The organism is Janthinobacterium sp. SUN137, from assembly GCF_030587265.1.
In the GTDB taxonomy this organism is placed as follows: domain Bacteria; phylum Pseudomonadota; class Gammaproteobacteria; order Burkholderiales; family Burkholderiaceae_D; genus Janthinobacterium; species Janthinobacterium kumbetense.
Map to the genome: position 1 here is coordinate 1,116,042 of NZ_JAPWHZ010000001.1, position 22,004 is coordinate 1,138,045.

18 protein-coding genes are annotated in these 22,004 nt (G+C 65.3%); 5 read left to right on the forward strand and 13 right to left on the reverse strand.

Annotated elements, in window-relative coordinates; all coding sequences use genetic code 11:
* Positions 1–5: 5 nt before the first annotated feature.
* From O3298_RS05080 to ybaK, 10 genes are all read right to left on the reverse strand, one after another.
* Positions 6–986 (reverse strand): 3-oxoacyl-[acyl-carrier-protein] synthase III C-terminal domain-containing protein, encoded by a 981-nt coding sequence (locus O3298_RS05080; RefSeq protein ID WP_289903648.1) that lies wholly within the window; start codon positions 984–986, stop codon positions 6–8.
* A 49-nt stretch (positions 987–1,035) separates the two neighbouring features.
* Complete coding sequence (locus tag O3298_RS05085) at positions 1,036–1,944, reverse strand: ion transporter (protein ID WP_099666624.1); 909 nt, start codon at positions 1,942–1,944, stop codon at positions 1,036–1,038.
* A gap of 92 nt (positions 1,945–2,036) precedes the next feature.
* Entirely contained in the window at positions 2,037–3,788 is a 1,752-nt protein-coding gene (locus O3298_RS05090; protein ID WP_099666623.1) for a cation:proton antiporter, read from the reverse strand.
* Positions 3,789–3,893: 105 nt separating this feature from the next.
* Positions 3,894–5,138 carry a metal-dependent hydrolase gene (locus tag O3298_RS05095; RefSeq protein ID WP_305058671.1) on the reverse strand — a complete coding sequence of 415 codons (1,245 nt, stop codon included), beginning with the start codon at positions 5,136–5,138 and terminating at the stop codon, positions 3,894–3,896.
* A 61-nt stretch (positions 5,139–5,199) separates the two neighbouring features.
* The gene (locus O3298_RS05100) at positions 5,200–6,861 is read right to left on the reverse strand and encodes a GDYXXLXY domain-containing protein (protein ID WP_305058672.1); all 1,662 of its coding nucleotides are present in this window, start codon (positions 6,859–6,861) and stop codon (positions 5,200–5,202) included.
* Entirely contained in the window at positions 6,858–7,823 is a 966-nt protein-coding gene (locus tag O3298_RS05105; protein WP_305058673.1) for a DUF2157 domain-containing protein, read from the reverse strand. Before O3298_RS05105 ends, O3298_RS05100 begins: the two co-directional genes overlap by 4 nt.
* A 35-nt stretch (positions 7,824–7,858) precedes the next feature.
* Entirely contained in the window at positions 7,859–8,149 is a 291-nt protein-coding gene (locus O3298_RS05110) for a DUF427 domain-containing protein (protein ID WP_077408361.1), read from the reverse strand.
* A gap of 70 nt (positions 8,150–8,219) precedes the next feature.
* On the reverse strand, positions 8,220–8,885 hold the full coding sequence (locus O3298_RS05115) for a DsbA family oxidoreductase (RefSeq protein WP_305058674.1): 666 nt from the start codon (positions 8,883–8,885) through the stop codon (positions 8,220–8,222).
* A 90-nt stretch (positions 8,886–8,975) separates the two neighbouring features.
* Complete coding sequence (gene plsY / locus O3298_RS05120) at positions 8,976–9,620, reverse strand: glycerol-3-phosphate 1-O-acyltransferase PlsY (RefSeq protein WP_230539942.1); 645 nt, start codon at positions 9,618–9,620, stop codon at positions 8,976–8,978.
* Between the two features lie 105 nt (positions 9,621–9,725).
* Positions 9,726–10,217, reverse strand: coding sequence for a Cys-tRNA(Pro) deacylase (gene ybaK / locus O3298_RS05125; RefSeq protein ID WP_251351753.1), 492 nt, complete (start codon positions 10,215–10,217; stop codon positions 9,726–9,728).
* A gap of 37 nt (positions 10,218–10,254) precedes the next feature.
* Here ybaK and O3298_RS05130 point away from each other — a divergent pair, with 37 nt between their 5' ends.
* Positions 10,255–11,217: an endonuclease/exonuclease/phosphatase family protein gene (locus O3298_RS05130; RefSeq protein WP_305058675.1), complete on the forward strand. Its 963-nt coding sequence runs from the start codon at positions 10,255–10,257 to the stop codon at positions 11,215–11,217.
* An 8-nt stretch (positions 11,218–11,225) separates the two neighbouring features.
* Here O3298_RS05130 and O3298_RS05135 read toward each other — a convergent pair whose 3' ends face one another.
* On the reverse strand, positions 11,226–13,757 hold the full coding sequence (locus O3298_RS05135) for an EAL domain-containing protein (RefSeq protein ID WP_305058676.1): 2,532 nt from the start codon (positions 13,755–13,757) through the stop codon (positions 11,226–11,228).
* 393 nt (positions 13,758–14,150) lie between these two features.
* Between O3298_RS05135 and O3298_RS05140 the strand changes: the two genes are divergently transcribed.
* The 4 genes from O3298_RS05140 (at position 14,151) to O3298_RS05155 (ending at position 19,897) form a co-directional block, all read left to right on the forward strand.
* Positions 14,151–15,383 carry an efflux RND transporter periplasmic adaptor subunit gene (locus tag O3298_RS05140; RefSeq protein WP_289911403.1) on the forward strand — a complete coding sequence of 411 codons (1,233 nt, stop codon included), beginning with the start codon at positions 14,151–14,153 and terminating at the stop codon, positions 15,381–15,383.
* Positions 15,384–15,386: 3 nt separating this feature from the next.
* Positions 15,387–18,503, forward strand: a complete 3,117-nt coding sequence (locus O3298_RS05145) for an efflux RND transporter permease subunit (RefSeq protein WP_305058677.1) — start codon at positions 15,387–15,389, stop codon at positions 18,501–18,503.
* A 360-nt stretch (positions 18,504–18,863) separates the two neighbouring features.
* Positions 18,864–19,586 (forward strand): MgtC/SapB family protein, encoded by a 723-nt coding sequence (locus O3298_RS05150; protein ID WP_305058678.1) that lies wholly within the window; start codon positions 18,864–18,866, stop codon positions 19,584–19,586.
* Positions 19,586–19,897 carry a hypothetical protein gene (locus tag O3298_RS05155; RefSeq protein WP_305058679.1) on the forward strand — a complete coding sequence of 104 codons (312 nt, stop codon included), beginning with the start codon at positions 19,586–19,588 and terminating at the stop codon, positions 19,895–19,897. The genes O3298_RS05150 and O3298_RS05155 overlap by 1 nt, the downstream gene beginning before the upstream one ends.
* On the opposite strand, the gene O3298_RS05160 is transcribed toward O3298_RS05155, so the two are convergent.
* Both O3298_RS05160 and O3298_RS05165 read right to left on the reverse strand, forming a co-directional pair.
* The gene (locus tag O3298_RS05160) at positions 19,889–21,286 is read right to left on the reverse strand and encodes a cell wall metabolism sensor histidine kinase WalK (protein ID WP_305058680.1); all 1,398 of its coding nucleotides are present in this window, start codon (positions 21,284–21,286) and stop codon (positions 19,889–19,891) included. The two genes, O3298_RS05155 and O3298_RS05160, sit on opposite strands and share 9 nt — an antisense overlap.
* Positions 21,279–21,959: a response regulator transcription factor gene (locus O3298_RS05165; protein WP_305055861.1), complete on the reverse strand. Its 681-nt coding sequence runs from the start codon at positions 21,957–21,959 to the stop codon at positions 21,279–21,281. Before O3298_RS05165 ends, O3298_RS05160 begins: the two co-directional genes overlap by 8 nt.
* Positions 21,960–22,004: the final 45 nt, after the last annotated feature.

The window sequence follows — 22,004 nt, forward strand, 5'->3', positions numbered from 1 at the left end:
CACCTTCACAGGTCAAGAATCATGCCGCCGATGGTCAAACCCGCGGCCGTGCCCATCATCAGCAAACGCTGGCCTGCCACTGCCCGCCCCGTCATCACCGCCTCGTGCAGGGCGGTGGGCAAGGACGCGGCCACCTGGTTGCCATGCGTTTCAAAGATCTTGATGATTTTAGCATCGGGAACGTCGAGGATGCGCGCCGCATGCGCGAGCCCCAGCGGGCTGGCCTGGTGCGGCACGACCACGTCGACTTTTTCCAGTCCCGCGCCCGATTCCAGCATTAATTCCGCCAGGAAATCCGGCATCACCTTGACGGCCAGGCGGAACACGGCCTTGCCATCCATTCGGAACAGGTAGTCGCCCGGTTCGCAGCCGTTGCGCGGGTTGCGCTCGGTGCCGCCGCCGCGGATTTCGCAGTAGCGCCGCCCTTCCGGATACGTGCCCATCTTGTAGGCGCGGATGCCGGCGCTGCCATCGCCGCGCTCGACGATGACGGCGGCGGCGCCGTCGCCAAAGATCATCGACGCTTCCGGCTCGCTCCAGTCGACGCCGCGCGAGGCGAGGTCGGACGAAACGATGGCGATGCGCCGGTAGGCGCTGCCCGCCAGCATGGACGCGGCCACGCGGAAGGCGGCCATGAAACTGAGGCAGCTGGCGTTGACGTCGAAGCTTTGCGTGCCTGGTGGCAATCCCGCATGTTCGGCCACGAAGCAAGCCGTATTCGGCAACGCTTGCTCGGGCACGCCGTTGGCGCAGATCAACAAGTCGATGTCGGCCGGACGCAGGCTGGCATTCTTCAGCGCGTCGAGCAGGGCGGCGGCGCCCAGTTGGCTTTGCGATTCATCGGGCGCGGCGACAAAGCGCGACAGCACGCCGCTCTTGCGCAGGGTATAGCCAGCCGGATGGCCCAAAGTCAGGTCCAGGCTGGCGGAAGTCACACTCTGCGACGGCACGGCCTTGCCCGTCGCGATCAGGCGAACTGGAATCATGTTGGCCTTAACAAAATAAAATAAATACGGTTGATGAAGGGTCTATGCACTAATCGCGTGCCAGCGGCGGCAATGCAACACCGCAGTTCTTGCAGAAACTGGCATCGTCATCGAGCCCTTCCTTCAGGCACGTGGGGCAGGTACGCGTGGTGACCAGCTTGGAACTGCGCTGTACCGTCATTTCCGCGCTGATAATGCCGGTAGGCACTGCCAGGATGCCCCAGCCGAGCAACATCATCAGGGAAGCGATGGTGCGCCCGATGTCGGTCCTCGGCGTGATATCGCCGAAACCCACGGTGGTCATGGTGCTGATGGCCCAGTAAATCGACGTGGGGATACTGCTGTAACCGTTCTCAGGTCCTTCCACCACGTACATCACAGTACCCAACAGAAAGACCACCATCATGACAAAAGACAAGAAAATGAGGATTTTGCGCCGGCTGGCCAGCAAGGCCCGCCCCAGCACCGTGTATTCATGCACATACGACGTGAGCTTGAGGATGCGGAACATGCGCAGCAGGCGCAAAATGCGCACGTCGATCAGCACGTGGGCGCCCGGCAGCAGCAAGCCGATGTAGGTGGGCACGATGGCCAGCAAATCGATAATGCCGAAAAAACTCTTGGCATAGCGCACCGGATGCTGCAGACACGACAGGCGGGCGAAATATTCGATGGTAAATAAAATGGTGAAAAACCATTCCAGCGCCGTCAGCCAGGTGCCATAGCGCTCGGCCACGGAGGCGACACTGCTGAGCACGACCACCGTCACGCTGATCAAGATGGCGGCGATCAGCAGCAAATCGAAGGCGCGGCCCGTGCGCGTTTCCGCCTCGAAAATGACGGTGTACACCTGCTCGCGCCAGCCCCGCTCGGGCTTGCCATATTTCTGCTGCGTTTCCTGCGCCGCCAGTTGCTGCGGCGTCAAGGGCGCCGCTCCGCTCTTCGTCGCGGCTTTCATGTGGGTAATGTGCTCATATACTATTATTGTATAGATAATTTACAAAGCACGGCGACACGCACGGTTGCGCTATAGATTTCACTACAGCAACACTACGACAGCTTTTTCGCCAGCAGCACGGCATTGCGCCGGTCGCGCTCGGCTTGCACGATGTCCGCCGTGCGCGCTTCCGACAGGCCCACCGTGTGCAGCACGGTGGCCGTCAGCTGCAGCGCCGATTCCAGCGCCTCGGGCACGACCAGGGTGGCGCCCGCCTGTATCAGGGCCACGGCATGCGCCTCGTCGCGCGCCCGCGCATACACGGGCAGCTGCGGATATTCGCGGCGGATCGATTTCACGGCATGCAGCACGGACGCCGCATGGTCCATCGTCAGCACCACGGCGGCGGCCCGGTCCGCATTGACCTTTTGCAACAATTCCGCGCGCGACGCATCGCCGAAATACACGGGGAAGCCGCGCGGATGCAGGGTCGTCACCAAGCGCGCATCATTTTCAATCGCCACATACGCGATATCCTGCTCCGTCAGCACCTTGGCCAGCAACTGCCCCACCCGGCCGAAACCGGCGATGATGACGGTGCTGCCCTGCGGCGGCGGCGCGCCGTGCGCCAGGTCGGCCAGCTGATGGTGGTGGCGCTGCTCCCACCAGTTGCCGAAAGCGCGCGCCGCCTTGGCCAGCGCCGGCGTGGCAAACAGGCTCAGGCCCACCACCAGCATGACGAACTGCGCCACCTGCGGGCCGATCAGCTTGGTACCCAGCGCATACGCGACGACGATGAAGGCGAATTCGCCGCCCTGCCCCAGCAGCACGCCCGTTTCCACGGCGCGCCCCCAGTGGAAGCCACCGATGCGGAAAATCACGCTGATGACCAGGGTTTTCAGCGCAAACAGGCTCAGCACGGCCAACGGTATCAATACGGGCGACTTGAGGATTTCGCGCACGTCGATCTGCATGCCCACGGACATGAAGAACAAGCCCATCAGCAAACCCTTGAAGGGCTCGATCGTCACTTCCACTTCGTGGCGGAATTCCGTTTCCGCCAGCAGCAGGCCGGCCAGCAAGGCGCCCAGCGCCATCGACAGGCCCGCCAGGTAAGTCAAGCCCGCGATGCCCAGGGTGCTGAGCAGGGTCAAGGCCATGAACACGTCGGGCTGGCGTTTCTTGACGAAAAACTGGAACAGCGGACGAATCACGCGGCGCCCCAGAAGATAGATCAGCAGGATGGCGCCGGCCGATTTCACGGCCGCAAAGCTGAGCAGATACGCGAGGTCGTCGCTGCGCCCGCTGGCGAACACGTCGATCAGGATGAACAGCGGCACCACCATCAAATCCTGGAACATCAAAATGGAAAAACCCGCCTGGCCGGCCGGCGTCTGCAGGGAGCGCTGGTCGGTCAGCAACTGCATCACCACGGCCGTCGACGACAGCGACAGCACCAGGCCCAGCACGATGGACGCTTCCAGCGACAAACCAAAGTAATACGCGACGCCGCCGATCAGGCAGGCGCTGACGGCCACCTGCCCCACGCCCGCGCCGAATACCCAGCGCCGCAGCGCCCACAGCCGTTCCGTCGACAGTTCCAGGCCGATCATGAACATCAGAAACATCACGCCCAGCTCGGCCAGGCCGCTGACCTGCTCGGCACGCACGAACGAGAAATACGTCAGCCACGTGAAGTCGCCCGCCCACAGGCCGAAGCCGAACGGGCCGAACAGGGCGCCCACGGCCAGGAAACCGAGGACCTGGTTGACCTTCAGGCGTTGCAATAACGGAATAAAAATCCCGGCCAAGGCGAGAAACAGCAGGGTTTCCCGCAAATACGGTAAGGCGTGTTGCTCTTCCAAAATAATCCTAACTAAATATCATTCATGCTGAATTGGTCGTGTCGCATGCGCGGCCATGGCGAAGTAAGTGCACACACGATATTTTGCCACAAGGCAACAAATTCCCTACGGACGCACCGCTTGCGGCGGCGCCAGCATGTCCGCGCGGGGGCGGCCCCAGCCTGGCACGTAGGCGGGACACGGCCGGTTGCGGAACTGCTGCAGTTCGACGGTCGTGAAATTAGGCAACATGCCGGGGTTGAAGCGCACGTCCGTCAGCTTGTCCGCATTCAACCTGGGCATGCGGGCAAAGCGGAACCAGGCGTAGACATAGCAATTGTCTTCCTGCAGCGCGCGCAAGGCGGCCAGGCTGCCCTCCGCCTTGGCCGACACGGCGATGCCGGGCGCCAGTTGCTGGCCTTGCTTACCCGTTTCCACCAGGCCGGCAGGGCAGGCGGCGGGCGCCAGCGCCTCCGGCAGCAGGCTCAGGGTGCCGCGCCGCAAGGTGTACACGTCCGTCTTGCTGTCGAGCGAGACATAGATCCAGCACAGCGGGTTGCTGGGAAACGCCGTCATCGCCACGTCCCACACGCGCGTGCCGGGATCGAGGCGCTGCACGGCCGCCTCGATGCGCGCACGGCCGAGGGCCGACGCCACGCCCTGCGTGCCGATGAACGTGGCGGCCAGCGCGAAGGCCAGCAGCAGCGGTCCGCGCCCCCGCTCGCCAGCCCGTCCCTGCAGCACGGCCAGGATCGCGCCCAGCCCCAGCAGGATGACCAGCGAAGCGGGCGCCAGATAGGTTTTATAGGTGAAGAAACACAGGGCCGCCGTCAACCCCGCCAGCAGCACGCTTTTGACGATGCCGTAGTGCAAGGACATGATCACGGGCACGCCCAGCAGCACCCAGAACATGGGCTCGACAATGAAGACCATGTCGCCATACAGCCAGCGGCTGTCAAACGGATAGAACGGGTGCAAGCCATAGGAATTGAGGAAATCCATGCCCATGTGCAGGCAAAAGCCCAGCAGCAGGCAAGCGGCCAGGCCGATGCGGGCGGGTACGCTGCTTTTCAGCAGCCGGCGCGCGCCGGGCCACAGCAGCCACAGCATGGCCAGCAACACCAGCGCCTGCGGCAAGGCCAGCAGCAAGGTATGCGTGTGGCCGCGGTGGTGCAACATGTAGCCGAACGGGCGCGGCAACAGCCTGGTCAGCACCAGGTCCAGGTCGGGCGCGTTGCTGGCAAACCATGCCGAAAATAAAAACAGCGCGCGCCGGGTACGCTGTGCGGGGGCCTGCGGCTCGGGCGGCAGGCTGCGGTGTACCAGTTCGCCGACCCCGAGGCCGATGACCGAATGCGTAATATTATCCATAGGGCAATTTTACAGGATGCCCGCCCTGGCGTGCTCTTGCACGACTGCCTGCGCGACAAAGCTACAGCTTCTCCAGCTCCGGGCCACGCATGCCCACCAGCAAGGCGCGGCCGTCGGGCAGCACGCGGAACTCGCCATAGCGGGCCTTTTCCCAGCGCGCCGCCTCGCCTTCCTTGAAGAACCAGGCATCGCTGACGAGCACCCAGTTCCCATCCTTCGGCGTCAGTTCGAGCAGGAATTCGCCGGGCGCCAGCGCCTCTTGGGTGTATGGACGCAGCAATTCCGCCACGCCGCGCGCATCGCGCATCGCCACCACGAGGGGCCGGCCAGGCGCCCGGTCCACGCTGGCCAGGGTGGACAGGACGCCCAGGTTGACGAAATTGAGGCGCATATAGTCGCCCTGCATCAGCGAACGGGGATCGACGGGTTCCAGCGCCACGAAGATCGCTTGCCCTTTGGCAATCAGCTGCTCTTTTTGCCAGATGCCGCCATTGGCGACCAGCAACACCAGCAGCAAGCCCCCCAGTACGCCCAGACGCGCGGCGCGGTGCTCAAGCACCGCGTCCGCCGGCTTGCTTTCCACCAAATGCAGCACGGCGCCGCGCGTGGCCAGCCACGACAGGGCGCACAGCAGCGCGCCGGCCATGGCCAGCAACGCCGCCTTGCTGGCCAGCGGCCAGGCCAGCTGATAATAAAAGCTGCCGAGTATCCACGCCGCCGCCAGCGCTGCCGCCACGGCCACGCGCGAACGCCCGCTCGTCAAACAATACGCGAGGATCAGCAGCACGGGCCCCAGCGCCGGCATGAACCACGCCAGCACGATCAGCACCAGCGCCACGCCGATGGCGGGCAACTGGCGCAGCGCCGGCCAGCGCCATCCCGTCCAGGCGGCAGCCGCCGTGGCCAGCACGAGGGACACCCCATTCAACACTTGCGCATACCAGGCAACGGCCTGGTGCCGGGTCGCTTCGCGCGCCACGTCGCCGACAATACCGCCGCCCAGCGCACCGCCCAGCATGAAGGTCATGCCGGACCAGAAGACCAGCCCCAGCAAGATTGCCAGGACCCACCCCGTCGACAGCGATTCAAGGAAGGTGGCGATGGACGCGCCGCGGCCATCGTTGAAGGCCTGCTTTTGCAGCCAGTGGGCGCCCAGCCAGAATGCCAGGGCCAGCATCCAGGCGCTGTACAGCTGCGTGGGGTCGTTCTCGAAAATCCAGTCGCGCGTGCTATCGATGATGCCCAGCCCCAGCAAGCCGCAGGCGACCAGTCCCAGCAGCACACGCAGCCAGTCGCGCGGCAAGGCGGCGGCCGTCAGCAGGCACGCCAGGCACATCAACAGCGACGCCGTCTGCGTGGCATAGTCGCGGAACAGGGCATAGCCGAGCAGGCTGCCGCCCACCAGCAGGCATGGCACGGCCAGTTGCTCGACAAACAACGCCACGCCGCGCGTGCGGATCAGCAGCACGGCCACCACCAGCACGATGGCGGCCACGACATACGCGCCGGGGCCGTGGCGCACGACGCTTTCCAGGCCCGCGCCCAGCGCCAGGACCAGGGGGATGGCGGCCAGCCAGGCGCCGAGGGCCGTCATCATTACCAGCGGCCACGGCCGTACATCCTGCACGGGACGGGCGGCGCCGGACGGCAATAGGCCGGCGCGCGTGGCATCGTCGATCAGGGTGGCGAGCGCATCGGCTCGCTGACTATTGATATGGCTCATGCCGCCTCCCGGCGCGTGCGCCACAAAATGCCTTGCACGGTGAGCGCCAGCAGCACGGCCGCGAACAAGCCCAGCATCACCAGCCTGCCGATGCCATCGCCATTGCCGCCGCCATGGAACAGCACGTGCCCCAGTCCCCACACCAGCAAGGTGTTCAGGCCCAGCGCGACGGCGCTCAGGCCGAACACGTCAAAGAACTGGCGCGTGGCCAGCAGGACGCCGGCGACGGCCAGCAAGCCGAGACCGGCCCAGTACGGCGATTCGATCTCGCTGCCGAACAGGGCGCTGACGGCCGTGCCCGTGATGAGGAAGGTGGCCAGCACCAGGCCCAGACGCAAGGCCCAGTTGCCCGCGCCCGTCCAGCGCGCCAGCAGGGGCGAGACGAACGCACAGCCAGCCAGCACGGCCAGCCAGCCGCTGACGAAAATGGACAGATCGGCCGAATCGATGCGCCAGCTGTGGCGCGCCTGCGCCTGCATCCACAGGGTGGCGGCCGTTGACAGTATCAGCATCCATGGCGTCCACAGCACGTCGCTGCGCGCCACCAGGCACAGGGGCAAGGCCAGCACGGCCCACAGGGCGAACAGCTGCCACGGGTCGGCGCCCGTCTGGTACGTCTGGCCGAAATACGCAAACAGGCCGCCGATGGCCAGCAAGGCCAGCAGCAGCAAGGGCACGCGCGCCTTGGGCACGGCGAAAGCGCCCACGCAGGCGGCGGCCAGCACCCCTTGCAGCAGGGCAAAGCGGCCCATGCGGCCCAGCTCTTCCCAGTTGGCGGCGACCCAGCAGATCAAGCCCATGCCCAGCAGTGCGGCGCCCAGCACGGCCACGCCGCGCGGCAGCCAGTAGGCCAGGCGCGCGGGTTCGCGCTGGAAGCCGGCCACTTCCTGCAACTGCCGGGTTTGTTGAGCATCGAGCGCATAGTCCGAGGCGAGTTGGTACACGGCGAGGCGTAAATCCATCGTCTGCTTTCAGGTTGATTGGTCGTAAGAAAGCGTCAGCGCTCGACGCTGACGCCGCGCCAGAAGGCGACGTGGCCGGCAATTTGCTTGGCGGCATCCTTGGGCTGGGGGTAATACCAGGCCGCGTTGGCATTCGTCTGGCCATCGACGACGAGGTCGTAATAGCTGGCCGTGCCCTTCCACGGGCAGATGCTCGTGTGGCTGCTGGGACGCAGGTATTCCTGCGTCACGGTAGCTAAAGGAAAATATACATTGTTTTCAACGACTTGCACCTGCGCATCGGTGGCTTGCGCGATGACGGCGCCATTCCAGCTGGCTGTTGGCATTTGACCATCCTCCTTCTGCGCCGAGTGTAGCGCAAAAAGTCCGCCATGGCGCGCGCCATTGGCGCCCCGCTCAAGCGCCGGCGATGATCTGGCGCAAGGCTTGTTCGAACACTTCGGGAGGTTGGCCGCCGGAAATCAGGTGACGCTCGTTGATGATGACGGCGGGCACCGAATTGATGCCGTTCTGCTGGTAGAACTGTTCCTGCGCGCGCACCTCGTCCGCATACGCGCCGGAGGCCAGCACCTCGGCCGCTTTCACGCTATCGAGCCCCACCTTGCCGGCCACGGCCAGCAGCACCGCGTGCGAGGACGGATCCTGTCCCTGCGTGAAATACGCATCGAACAGCGCCATTTTCAATGCCTTCTGGCTCCCTTCCAGTCCGGCCCAGTGCAGCAGACGGTGCGCGTCAAACGTGTTGTAGATGCGGCCGCGCTTGTCCATGGCAAAGGTAAAGCCCAGCTGTTCGCCGCGCGCGCGGATGGCTTCGCGCGATTGCGCCATCTGTTCCGGGGTGGAGCCGTATTTGCGGGCGATGTGTTCGCCGACATCCTCGCCTTCGGGCGGCATGTTGGCATTCAGCTCGAAGGGCTGGAAGTGGATGTCGGCCTGGACGGTGCCTTGCAGCGTGTCCAGCGCCTGCTCCAGCGATTTCAGGCCGACCACGCACCAGGGGCAGGAAACGTCGGAAACGAAATCGATACGGATGGGGGTAGGTGTGGCGGGAGTGGAACTCATGGTGGGCAGCCTTTGCGCGAGTCGGTGGCGGCCGCACCGCGCGGCGCCGCAAGCACAGCATATGCGTGCGGCCCGCGGGAAATCAAGCGCTTACTTTTTCTTGGCTGGCGCCTTGGCCCCATCCTTCTTGCCGCCGATCTTGCTTTCCTTGCCAGAGAGCAAGTTAGCGATGTTCTGGCTGTGGCGGTACGCGAGCAGCACGCTCATGACGATGACGGCCAGCAAGATGGGATCGACGCCGAACAGCAAGCCATAGTAAAACGGCGCAAACAGGGCCGCCACCAGGGCTGCCAGCGAGGAATAGCGGAAGGCATAGGCGATGATCAGCCAGGTGGCCAGGGTCGCCAGGCCCAGCCAGGGATTGATGCCCAGCAACACACCGAGGGCCGTGGCCACGCCCTTGCCGCCGACGAAGCGGAAGAACACGGGCCACAAATGGCCGAGGAAGACGGCGATGGCCACCAGGGCCACGGCCGTGTCGCCCACGCCCAGCGCGCTGGCAAAATGGTCGGCCAGGAACACGGCCAGCCAGCCCTTGGCGCCATCGCCCAGCAGGGTCATGATGGCGGCGCCCTTATTGCCGCTACGCAGCACGTTGGTGGCGCCCGGATTTTTCGAGCCATAGGTGCGCGGATCGGCAATGCCGTAGACCTTGCTCATCACCACGGCAAACGATATCGAGCCGAGCAAGTAAGCGGCCACTGTCATTGCCACGGTTGTGATTACTGGATTCATTTCTTCCCTTTATTGTGTTTATTGCACCAGCATCGAGGCTGGCGCAGCAGAATATACACCAGCGCCCCATCCAGGGACAGGGCGGAGCCCCGCTTTCTTGCTCTCTTAATCCTGCAAGGCGCACTGCACCGGTTTGGCTTGCAACAAATCAACGAGCACCTGCGGCGCCAGCGAGACGAGGAAACCGCGCCGCCCGCCATTGATATAGATGCGTTCGAGCGCCAGAATCGATTGCTCCACGTACACGGGCATGGCCTTCTTCGTGCCGAAGGGCGAGGTGCCGCCGATCATGTAGCCGGAATGGCGCTGCGCCACTTCGGGCTTGCACGGCTCGACGGACTTGCAGCCGATGCCACGCGCCAGATTCTTGGTCGACACCTTGCAATCGCCATGCATGAGCACGATCATCGGCTTGGCCGCCTCGTCCTGCATCACCAGGGTCTTGATCACTGCGTGTTCGGGCACGTTCAATTCGCGCGCCGAGACGCTGGTGCCGCCGTGCTCCTCGTAAGGATACGGATGTTCTTCGAAGGAAACTTGATGCTTGCGCAGCAACTGCGTCGCCTGGGTTTCGGAAATATGCTCTTTTTTAGCCATGCGTGATACGCTGATCGTTCAGTGAGGAGTGCTAATTATGCAGGAAGAAATCCGCTTTGCCACATTCAATGTCTGCAACCTTGCCCCCGCCGGGGCGAAATTGTATGACAACCTGGAACCGTTGAGCCCGGCGCAATACGAAGCCAAGGCGGAATGGACGGCGCGGCAAATCGACCTGCTCGACGCCGACGTGATCGGTTTCCAGGAAATTTTCTCGCAAGCTGCCCTGCGCGACGTGCTGTCGCGCACGCGCCATTACCGCGCAGCCACCCTGGCCGGCTACGATGCCATCGATGCCGCCGGACGCATGCTGCCCACGGTGGCGCTCGTGTCGCGGCTGCCGCTGGCTGGCGCCGGTGTTGCCTGGGCGAATTTTCCCGCCGGCGTGAGCGTGCCTGCCGACGACGATGCTGGCCGCTTCGCCCGCGCGCCGCTGCATGTCCAGGTCATCTTGCCTGGCGGACAACTCACGGACGTGGTCGTGGTGCATTTGAAATCGCGCCGCCCCGACTACCGCCATGGCGACGGCAACGATGCCACCGCCTACGCGCTGGCCAACCTGCGCTCGCTGCAGCGGCGCGGCGCGGAAGCCGTGGCCCTGCGCGTGCTGGCAAGCGAACTGGGCCACAGCGGCCGTCCCCGCATCGTGCTGGGCGACTTCAACGACATTGCCAATGCCGTCACCACGGCCATCGTCATGGGCGCGGGCGCGCCGTGCGAAGCTGGTGCCGAGATGCGCGAACGCCTGTACGACGCCAACGCCATCCAGCAGCGCCAGGACGCCCTGCGCCACGTGGGCTACACGAATATCCACGACAGCGCCTACATGACGATCGACCACATCCTCGTTTCCGAACATTTTCATCCCGCCTCGCCGCGCGCCATCGGCGTGCTGCAGGAAGTGACCTATCTCAACGACCATCTGCTGCTGGGCTTGCGGCACGCCTCCGACCATGGCCAGGTGCTGGCACGCATCAAGCTGCTGGGAAATATTGACTAACTCAGTCACTAATGCAGCAACTTCGCCTGCGCGCTGCCCTCCACTTGCGCGCTGGCATAGCGCCCCTGGTATTGCTGGCAGCCCTGCCCCCGCAGATACGCCAGCTGCTGCGCCGTCTCCACGCCTTCGGCGATCACCGTCAATTGCAGCTCGCGCGCCATGGCGATGATGGTGGCGGCCACGGCCGTGTCGGACTCGCCCGCCGCGCCGTCCGCGGCGGCGGGCAGGAACGAGGGGTCGATCTTGAGTTTATCCACCGGGTAATGGCGCAGATTGGCCAGGCGCGAATAGCCGGTGCCGAAGTCGTCGATGGCCAGCCTGGCGCCCAGCGCGCGCAGTTGCGCCAGCACGCCGGCCAGGCGCGCGCCGCCCTTCATCAGCAAGGACTCCGTCACTTCCAGTTCCAGGCAGCCGGCAGGCAAGCCCGACACGGCCAGCGCCTCTTGTACGCTGAGCAACAAGTTATTGTGCAGACATTGCGCCGGCGACAGATTCACGGCCACGCGCCAGGCATGGCCCGCGTCGTGCCAGGCGCGCGCGCGCAGGCAGGCGTGGCGCAGCACCCAGTTGCCTATCGACACCATCAAGCCGCACTCCTCGGCCACGGCGATGAAGCGCTCGGGCGGCAGCACGCCCAGTTGCGGGTGGCGCCAGCGCAACAGCGCTTCGGCGCCGACGATCTGCCCGCTGGCGACATCGAGCGCAGGCTGGAATTCCAGCACGAATTCCTCGCGACCCAGCGCCTCGCGCAAGCCTTGCTCCAGGCTGGCCCGCTCGACGATCTGCGCATTCATCTCGGCATTGAAAAACTGGAAATTGTTACGCCCGCTTTCCTTGGCGTGGTACATGGCGATGTCGGCGTTATGCACGAGGCTATCGATGCTGTCGCCATCGCTGGGAAAGATGGCCACGCCGATCGAGGTGGACACATGCAATTCGTATTCACCCAGCTGATAGGGCTGCGTGACGGCATGCAGCAAGCTGGACGCCACGTGGGCCACCTGGTCGATGCCGCCCACCTCGGCCAGGATGATGACGAACTCGTCGCCGCCATGCCGGCTGACCGTATCGACGCCGCGCACGCAGCGCACCAGGCGCCGCGCCACTTCCTTGAGCAGCAAGTCGCCCACGTGGTGGCCCATGCTGTCGTTGATGTGCTTGAAGTGGTCGAGGTCCAGGTACAAAATGGCCAGCATGCTCAGCTTGCGCCGCGCGGCCGCCAGCGCCAGCGACAGCCGGTCCAGCAACAGCACCCGGTTCGGCAGGTCGGTGAGGAAATCGTGCTCGGCCAGGTGGCGCGTGTGCTCCTCGTTTTTCTTGCGCTCGCTGATATCGCTGAGGATGGCCAGGTAATTGCTCAATTGCCCCTGCGAATCGCGGATGGCCGTCAGCGACAGCCAGGCCGGGTAGCGCCCGCCCGCCTTGCGCTGGCCCACGATATCTCCTTGCCAATATCCGTTATCTCCGACTTCGTCCCACACGTGGTCGAAAAACGCCGGCGCGTCCGGCTCCGCGCCGTGCAGGACGAAGGGCTTGCCCAGCATGTCGTCCAGGCTATAGCCGCTGATCTCGCTGTACGCAGGATTCATGCTGACCACGCGCTGCTGCGGATCGAGCACGACGATGGCTTCGCGCGCATGCTCGACCACCTGCGCCGACAGGTACAGGGCGCGCTCGGCAAGTTTGCGCGAGGAAATATCCCGGATCACGGCGTAAAACAGATAGGTGTGGTCGAGCGTGACGGAAGTGAGCAGCACTTCGCCCCAGAACAGCTCGCCCGCGCACGTCTGGTAGCGCCAGTCATAGCGGCAATTGCCGTCCGCGTGGGCCTGCGCCGCCAGTTGCGTGCCGCGCAACGCTGACAATTCGCCATCGGGCTGACGCAAGGGCGAAAAATCGCTGAGGCGGCGCCCCAGCAGCCGTGGCTGGCCCTCGCATTGAAACAGGACGATGGCGGCGGGATTGGCGTCGGCGATATGTTCGTCACGCAGCAGCAGGATGGCATCGGCGGATTTCTCGTACAACTGGCGGAAATTGTCGCCCATCAGCAACAAGGCGCCCTGCGCGGCGCCATCCTGGCCGCTGGCCGTGATGTCCACGTCGATGCAGACCACTTGCCGCACTCGCCCGGACTGGATGACAGGAAACACGGTGGAACAGATGCAGCGCGGCGCGGCCCCATCGGCGCCGAGCTTCCACAGGCGCGCACTGCGCGCCTTGCCGCTGTCCCACACAGCCGCCAGTTCGCCGGCAAGCTCCTCGGCCAGGGTGGCATCCGGCAGCGAGGCGGCCACCCTGGCCCACGGCTGGCCCAGCGCCAGCTCGGCCGTCACGCCATACAGGCGCGCCGCACCCAAGCTCCAGTAGCGCACGATGCCATCGCGGTCGATGCCGCGCACGGCCAAACCCGGTGCCTGCTCGACGGCGGCAACGATGATGGACAGCAGATCGAGCGCCTTGCCGGCCGCTCCCGCCTGCGGTTCGGCAGCGGCCAGCAAACGGCCCGGCGACGGGGCGGCTCCGGCAATCCGTTCAGACATCAGCCCCCCGTGGCGCGGCCGCACGGCAACCGGCGGGCGAATGGCCTGTCCGGTGGCGCAACCATCCCACCCATTCTTGCGCGCCGGCGAATCGGCTTCTTGAGGATGCGCAAGCATCGTGACGCGCACGGCGTCGATGCCGGCAGTGTCTTTGGTCGCCGTTTTTTGCATTCCAGCCCCGATTTTGTGCAATCTGTCGCACGGCGATGGCGGCCGGGCTGGATTCTTCCTAAAGTGGCAACATGCGCATCGCCGTGAACGGCTGCAGCGGCAGGCGTGTTGTCTGCGGCCGCCACGGTGATGCGCTACCCGAATTCCCCCGGCCAGCGACAGGCCGGGTCCGCACCGAGACCTGGCGCCGAACCCCTGCGCCGCTCCTGACCAAAAATACCTATGAAAAACGAGACCCTGCCCCCCGCCTCTCCCCTTGCAGCCACGCGCCGCCGGCGCTGGCGCACCCCCGTGCTGATCCTGGTCGTGCTGGGCCTGGCCGGCGGCGGCTGGACGGTGATGCAATCGAAGCAACAAGCCGCCAAGGCGGCCGAACTGCAAGCGAGCAAGAAGAAGGAGCAGGCCAAGACGCCCGTGCATGAACTGGCGCAGGGCGACGTGGCCGCCATCGCGGCGCGCGCGCTCAGCATCAGCTTGCCCCTGTCCGGCTCGCTGGCGCCCGTGACCCAGGCCACCATCAAGGCCAAGGTTTCCGGCGTGATCCAGGAAACGACCTTGCAGGAAGGCCAGCAAGTGGCGAATGGGCAAATCCTCGTGCGCCTGGACGCGGCCGACCTGCGCGCCCGCCTGACGCAGCAGCAAGCCATGCTCGACGAAGCGCAGGCGCGCTTGTCGATGGCCAGCAAGAATGAAGCGAACAGCCAGGCCCTGCTCAAGCAAAAATACATTTCGCAGACGGCGTACGACACGACGCAAAACTCGGTCGACCTGGCGCGCGCCAACGTCAAGTCCGCCGCCGCCATGGTCGATATCGCCCGCATCGCGCTGGCCGATGCGGTGATCCGCGCGCCGATGGCCGGCATCGTCAGCAAGCGCCACCTGCAGGCCGGGGAAAAAGTCTCGCCCGACATGCCCGTCTACACCATCGTCAACCTGGCCCAGCTGACCCTGGAAGCGCCCGTGCCCAGCGCGGAAATCCCCCGCATCAAGCTGGGCCAGGACGTGCACTTCAAGGTCGACGGCTTCGGCGCGCGCGACTTCGCCGGCAAGGTCACGCGCATCAACCCCACCACCGAGAGCGGTTCGCGCGCCATGCTGGTCTACATCGCCGTCGACAATGGCGATGGCGCGCTGCGCGGCGGCATGTTCGCCAAGGGCAGCATCGTCACCGAACGGTCAAACGTGGCGCCGCTGGTGCCCCTGACGGCCGTGCGCAACGAAAAGCAGGGCCCCGTCGTGTACGCGCTGGTGAACAACAAGGTGGTCGCCCAGCCCGTCACCCTGGGGCTGCGCAACGAGGATGAAGGCTATGCGGAAGTCAAATCCGGCCTGGTGCCGGGCGCGAAAGTCATCATCGCCAGGCTCGATGGCGTCAAGCCGGGCCATGGCGTGACCTTCGCCGCACCGGCCGCCGCCCCTGCCGCGCCGGCAGCCGTGCTGGCACGGAAGGATTAAGCCATGTGGATGACCAAAGTCAGTATCCAGAACCCCGTCTTCGCCACCATGGTCATGGTGGCGCTGGTGGTACTGGGCATCTTCTCCTACCGGGGCCTGGGCGTGGAAAGCATGCCCAGCGTGCAGTTCCCGTTCGCCGCCATTGAAGTGAACTATCCGGGCGCCTCGCCCGAAGCCGTGGAAAACGACATCACGCGCCCCATCGAGGACGCCGTCAACACCGTCAGCGGCATCAAGACCATCCGCGCCAACTCGTGGGAAGGACGCGCCGGCGTCTACCTGGAATTCGAGCTATCGACGAACATGGACAAGGCCATGCAGGACTTGCGCGACAAGGTGGCCCTGGTGCGTCCCCGCTTCCCGAAGGAAGCCAAGGACCCGTTCATCGCGCGAGCAGAAGGCGACAACGAGCGCCCCATCGCCACCATCGTGCTGACGTCCACCGGGCATGACCTGCGTTCGCTGTCGACCATGACGGAACAGATCATCAGCAAGCGCTTCCAGGGCGTGGCCGGCGTGGGGCAAGTCAAGCTGCGCGGCCTGCGCGCGCGCCAGATCCTCATCAGCATGAAGCCGATCGAACTCAATGCCCAGGGCATCGGCGTCGATGAAGTGATCCGCGCCATCCAGGCGACGAATACCAATTTGCCGGCCGGCTCCATCAGCCATGGCGCGGCCGAACAGCTGGTGCGCGTGGAAGGCAAGATCAAGGATGCGCGCGAATTCGGCAAGATCATCGTCGCGCGCCGCGCCGTCGGCCCCGTCTACCTGGACCAGGTGGCCACCGTCGTCGACGGCGAGCAGGAAGAACTGTCGATCTCGCGCATGAACGGCCAGCAGGCCGTGACGATGGAAATCACCAAGGTGCAGGACGCCAACGTGGTCGAAGTGGGCACCGGCATCCTGAAAGTGGCGGCGGACCTGCAAAAAACGCTGCCGCCCGATATCACCCTGCGCGTGCTGGACGACGAATCGGAGCGCGTGCAAAGCCAGCTCGATAACGTCAAGCGCACCATCATCGAAGGCGCCGTGCTGACCATGGTGATCGTCTTCCTGTTCCTGCATTCGTGGCGCTCGACCATCATCACGGGCTTGACCCTGCCGATCTCCGTGCTGGCCAGTTTCATCGCCATGAAGGCCTTCGGCTTCACCCTGAACTTCCTCACCTTGATGGCGCTGTCGCTGTGCATCGGCCTGTTGATCGATGACGCCATCGTCGTGCGCGAAAACATCGTGCGCCACCTGGGCATGGGCAAGAACCACTACAAGGCGGCCAACGACGGCACCAATGAAATCGGCCTAGCCGTGATGGCCACCACCTTCGCCATCGTCGCCGTGTTCGTCCCCGTCGCCTTCATGGACGGCATCATCGGCCGCTTCTTCCTGCAGTTCGGCATCACCGTGGCCGTCGCCGTTCTCGTCTCCCTGTTCGTCAGCTTCACGCTCGACCCCATGCTGTCGTCCGTCTGGCGCGACCCCGTCAAGGACCGCTTCAAGTACGCGCCGTGGCTGGGCCGCTTCATGGCCTGGATCGAGACGGGCATCGACCGCCTGCATGTATGGTATGGCAAGGTGCTGGCTGTCGCTTTGCGCTGGCGCAAGACGACCCTGGCCACGGCCGTCGCCCTGTTCGCGGGCAGCCTGATGCTCGTGCCGATGATCGGCGGCGAGATGTTCCCGGAAACGGACCAGGGCTGGGTCAACCTGCGCTTCAAGACGCCCGTCGGCTCCAGCCTCGAATACACGGATACCAAGGTGCGCCAGATCGAAACGGCCCTGAAGGAATTCCCTGAAATCGACAGCCTGGTGGCCAATGTCGGCACGCAGGACGGGCGCAACACGGCCGAGGTGAACCTGAAGTTGACGGACATCAAGAAGCACAAACGCCGCTCGCAGCAGGAGCTGGAAAAGCTGATCCGCGAACGCCTGGCGCCGATTGCCGGCATCACCCTGTCCGTCGGCCAGCGCCCCATCTTCATCGCCATTTTGGGCACGGACGAAGGCAAGCTCGATGCGGTGGCGCATACCCTGATGGACAAGATGCGCGGCATCAAGGGCCTGGCCGACATGGAATACAGCCAGGAAGGCGCCAATCCGTCGACCACCGTGAAGATCAATAACGAACTGGCCAGCGACCTGGGATTGTCGGTGCAGCAGATCGGCAATGCCCTGCGTCCGTTCGTGGCGGGCGACACGGTCAGCCACTGGTTAGCCAGCGACGGGCAAAACTACGACGTCAACGTGCAGCTGCCCAAGTCGGGCCGGCAAAAGGTGGCCGACCTGGCCGACCTGTCGCTGGCCTCGAGCAAGCTTGACGCGAACGGCAAGCCCGTCATGATCCCGCTGCGCCAGGTGGTCGACTTCGTGCCGTCATCAAGCCCGCAGGTGCTGAAGCGCCAGGCCTTGCAGCGCCGGGTCGCCATCTATGCAGGCACGCAGGGCCGCCCTGCCGGCGACGTCGATGCCGACGTGCAGAAAGCCATCAAGTCCATCGACCTGCCGCCCGGCGTGCGCTTCGACGTGGCCGGCAATGCGCAGCAGATGGCCGAAACCATGGGCGGCGCCATGATGGCGCTGGGGATCGCCGTGATCTTCATCTACCTGGTGCTGGCGTCGCAGTTCGGCAGCTTTTTGCAGCCGATCGCCATCATGGTGTCCCTGCCGCTGTCGCTGATCGGCGTGCTGGCCGCCCTGCTCATTACGGGCAGCACCCTGAACATCTTCTCCGTGATCGGCTTCATCATGCTGATGGGCCTGGTGACCAAGAACGCGATCTTGCTGGTGGACTTCACCAACCAGCGCCAGCGCGAAGGACTGGGCCAGTTCGAGGCGCTGATGGAAGCGGGGCAAGTGCGCTTGCGCCCCATCCTGATGACGACACTGGCCATGGTCTTCGGCATGCTGCCGATGGCCATCGGCATGGGCGACGGCGGCGAATCGCAGGCGCCGATGGGCCGCGCCGTCATCGGCGGCGTGATCACCTCGACCCTGTTGACCTTGGTGGTGGTGCCCGTCGCCTACACCTACCTCGACAGCCTGGGCAAGCGCGCCGCGCGCTTTTTCGGCGGCAGCGGCGAGCACGCCGACTCCGACGACGACGGCAAAGCACACGCCCACTGATTGACCGGTCGCCTTCACCGTCCCCGCATTGGCGGGGACGACGCGGCGGCTTCCTGAAGAGAGCTTCAGTTGACCAAAGCAGCCCCACTGGCTAGACTGTCCCCGTTATCAATGATATGGAGTGACTCGTGGGTGCTTGTTCCAGTGACAGTAGTCGATTGACCATCGGCGATCGGCCTTAGGCAAGACGCGCGCATTCCGCCCGCCCTGCCCATGGCAAGGTGCGGTTTTATCAGCGGCAGTACTCTCTCGCCGCCACTTCCCTCCTCATCGTTCCACCGTTATCGTCTGCTGCCCCCTTTCGGGGCGAATTGTCTTCGCCCCTGCACTCGCCTGTTCCTCCCCAGCCGGGAGAAACTGATGGTGGTATTTGACTTTGCGCTGCGCGTTGCCGCGGCATTGACCCTGGGCGCCATGATCGGCGCCGAACGCCAGCTGCGCCAGCGCATGGCGGGCCTGCGCACGAACGCGCTGGTCTCCGTCGGCGCCTCGCTGTTCGTGATGGTTTCCGTGCTCGAAGGCGATAGCGCCGGCCATATGCGCATCGCCGCGCAGGTGGTCTCCGGCATCGGCTTCCTGGGCGCCGGCGTCATCATGCGCGAAGGCATGACGGTGCGCGGCTTGAACACGGCCGCCACCCTGTGGTGCTCGGCTGCCATCGGCATTCTGTGCGGCCTGGGCTTCGCGCTGGAAGCGGCCATCGGCACGGGATTTGTCCTGGTGGCCAACCTCGTGCTGCGCCACCTGGCGCAACGCATCAACGCGCACGGCAGCGAAGCGGGCATCGAGACGGAAAGCATCTACCGCGTGACAGCCGTGTGCGAGGCGGAGCAGGAAATCCTCGTGCGCAACCTGATGCTGCGCATGATCAGCGGCATGCCGGCCCTGATGCTGCAATCCTTGCACAGCGAGGATGCCGCGCACGCCGGACGCATCGAAGTGCGGGCCGACCTGCTTACGCCCGTGTCCAGCCTGGGATTGCTGGAGCAGATCGTCAGCCAGGTCAGCCTGGAAGGCAGCGTCTCGGCCGTGCGCTGGGCGCTGGTCAACAACGCGGAATTTGTCGCCGAACGGGGAGTGTGATGATGAAAAAATGGATGCTGTGGTTTGCCAAACGGGGGCCTGCCGTCGCCACCTATCGCCTGACCGTCACCTGCCCCGCGGCGCAGGCCGACCACGTCGTGCGTCTGCTGCTGGCCGAACTCAAGGGAGCTGGCCTGGCGCCGTCGCAGATGCTGCGCAGCTGGGACGAAGCCCGGCAAGTGGTGCAGCTGATCGCCACGGTGCTGTGCCAGGCCATGCAGCGCGCCGTGCTGGTGCGCTTCGTCAACCGCGCGGGCGCCTGGCCGCAAGTGCGGCAAGTGCGCTGGGAAGGCGTCGCGCCTTCAGCTTGAGGCGGGCAGGCGCATGAGGAACAGCGCGCCGCCTTGCGGGCGGTTCTGCGCCTCGATGCTGCCGCCATACGCGTGCACGATGGCTTGCGACAGGGCCAGGCCCAGGCCGAAACCGGGCGCCTCGCCCGCGCGCGCCTGGGCGCCCCTGTAAAACCGCTCGAACAGGTGCGGCAAGTCTTCCACGCCGATACCCGGTCCCGCATCGGCCACGCCGACGATCGCATGCGCGCCATCGCGCGCCACGTGCACGCTGATGACGCTGTCGGGCGGCGAGAACTTCACGGCGTTATCCAGCAAATTGGCCAGCACCAGGTCGACCGGGCCGGCCGCCACCCTGGCCTGCACGTCTGCACTTGCATCGAAGACGATGCGGATGCCGCGCTGCGCTGCCGCCTTTTCCAGGCGCTGCGCCGCCGCCCGCACGAGCGGATTGAGTGCGATGGTTTCCACCGCGTTGCGCTCCTGGCCCACATCCAGGCGCGTGAGCATCAAGAGCTCTTCCACCAGGGTCGTCAGGCGCTGCACTTCATCGAGGCACGATGCCAGCGCATCGACATATTCGGGCGACTCGCGCGGGCGGCGCAGGGTGATTTCGATTTCCGTGCGCAGGCGCGACAGGGGCGAGCGCAATTCGTGCGAAGCGTCAGCCGTGAAGCGGCGCTGCGCGTCGTAGCCGTGCTCCAGGCGGTCCAGCATGGCGTTCAGGGTATCGACCAGGCGGCCGATCTCGTCTTGCGTGCCGGGATGGGGCAGGCGCTGGTGCAGGCTGGCTTCGCCGATCGAATGCGCCTGGTCCACCACGTCGTCGATGGCGCCCAGCACGCGGCGCGTGAGCATTTCACCGGCCAGGCCCACGGCCGCCAGCAAGGCCAGCGCCATGGCGCCAAACAGCACGGTGGCCGCGGCCAGCACGTGATTGGTGTCGTCGAGCGAACCGGCCACCTGCACCGCCAGGCGCGCGCCGGACGAAGGCACGGGAATCGAGACCATGCGCAGCGGCTCTTCGCCGAACTTGGGCAGGGTCTCGAAAATGGTTTCGCCGGCCGCCAGGCGCGCCAGCAAGGCGGGAGGGGCCGGCAATTGCGCCGCCTCCAGGTTGCGGCTGCGCGCCAGCACGCGGCCTTCGCCATCGATGATCTGCACCAGGCGGTCGAGCCGCGTCAACGACGGCGGCGCCTGGCCCGGCGCCACCTCGTGCACCTGCACGGGCTGGCGTGGCGCGGCCGGCAGCATGGCCATTTCCGTCTCGGCCAGCGCCAGCAGGGCCGCATCGAGCTGGCCGTGCACGGCGCGCGACAGCCCCCAGTAGCCGGCCAGCGCCGTACAGGCGACGATGGCGAGGATGACGGCCAGGTGTACCAGCAGCAGGCGCTGGCGAAAGCTAGCCACCGTTGTTTTCCGCCAGGCGGAAGCCGCGTCCGCGCACCGTGTGGATCAAGGCCGGCAAGCCCGGCGCATCCACTTTCCCCCGCAGGTTGCGCACGTGGACATCGATCAGGTTATCGATGCCGATCAGGTCCGCCTGCCAGATCTGCTCGGCCAGGCGCGCGCGGCTGACCACTTCGCCCGCCTGGCGCAGCAGGATCAGCAGGATCGCATACTCCTTGGGCGTGAGCACCAGCGGCGTGCCGGCCCGCGTCGCCTGGTGGCTGACGGGATCGAGCGTCAGGTCGGCCAGCGCCAGCACCAGCGGGCGGCTGATGTCGGAGCGGCGCAGCAAGGCGCGGATGCGCGCCAGCAGCTCCTCGAATTCGAACGGCTTGGTCAGGTAATCGTCGGCGCCCGTGTTCAGGCCCGCCACCCGGTCGGCCGTGGCGTCGCGCGCCGTGAGCATCAGCACGGGCGTCTGGATGCCGCGCGCGCGCAAGTCGCGGCAAAAATCGATGCCCTGCTTGCCCGGCAACATCCAGTCCAGCACGATTGCGTCATAGTCGACGGCGTAGCTTTCGTCCTCGCCCTCTTCCGCGCTGTGCGCCACGTCGACGACAAAGCCTTCTTCCTGCAAGCCGCGCGCCAGCAGGCGCGCCGCCTTGCGGTCATCTTCCACCAGGAGGATTCTCATGCCTGCCTTTCGCATTGCGCCGTGTTTTCCATGCTGGCATTTTAC